Source organism: Halorubrum sp. SP3 (assembly GCF_005435195.1).
Lineage (GTDB): Archaea > Halobacteriota > Halobacteria > Halobacteriales > Haloferacaceae > Halorubrum > Halorubrum sodomense.
The window spans coordinates 1,075-1,956 of record NZ_SGTU01000068.1; the positions used below are offsets into that span (position 1 = coordinate 1,075).

At 50.6% G+C, this 882-nt stretch carries 1 protein-coding gene; it reads right to left on the reverse strand.

What is annotated here, in order from left to right:
- On the reverse strand, positions 1-645 hold a 645-nt coding region (locus tag EXE42_RS18665), incomplete at its 3' end, for a hypothetical protein (RefSeq protein ID WP_158293722.1).
- Between the last annotated feature and the right edge of the window lie 237 nt (positions 646-882).

Here is an 882-nt window from a genome sequence, read left to right on the forward strand (position 1 = left end):
ACCCTCATCAAGTGAGGGAAGCGTGCCCTCGTATTCGTTTGTCGCAGTGTTCTCGAGGGTGGTTGAGAGCTCCTCATCGTCATTCCAGACAGTCAGGTTAACCCTCTCAACTGTCGTTGCTTCTAGTGTGGTAAGCGATACGGCTACGGGGACGGTCTCAGATGGTGCCACATCGGCATTCGATGGGGTGGAACTGTTGATCTGTATCGAGGACACGTCGTGTGAGGCGATGACGACCGGTAACACCGCCTTTACAAGTTGCTCATTCGGATCCCAGATGTTGACAGCATAGCTGCCTGGGGACTCCGGACCGGCATCAAAGTCGTATGTGGTTTCAGCCCCATCTGTTGCCTTATCATCAATAATACGCCGGTCTGAATTGCGGAATTGAATAAAGTACGTCTGCTCATCTGGGTCTGGGACGGTAGCTGTCCCCGTGAGTGCCGCATCGGGCTCAACCACTGCGGTCTGTCGGACTGTGAGTTCACCGTCGGTAAATTGGTTTGAAACCGTTTGTGGAGGGGTAGTGACTGTTGACTCTGACTCTAATGAGAACTCAGCGGGCGACTGACCAGCAACACCGAGCGTCCCGACCGCAACCACAATACATAAAAAAACAGCGAGGAGGGCATACCGGGTTTTCATGTCCTAATTGGATAGATAGAACCGTATCAGTTTTGTGATCACATCGGAATCGAGGTAAAAGCCAACTCGTCATGGGCGAGAAAGAGTGACACTCCTGAAAAAAGAGCGTTCACGGTGACCGGTATTTCAGGTGAAGCTAATTCATAATCGTCCGACAGGTAGGAAAGATATAAACCGAATGCCAAAAATTACTATCCATGACACGTCCAGCGAGACAGATCGTACTCGCTATTTTAT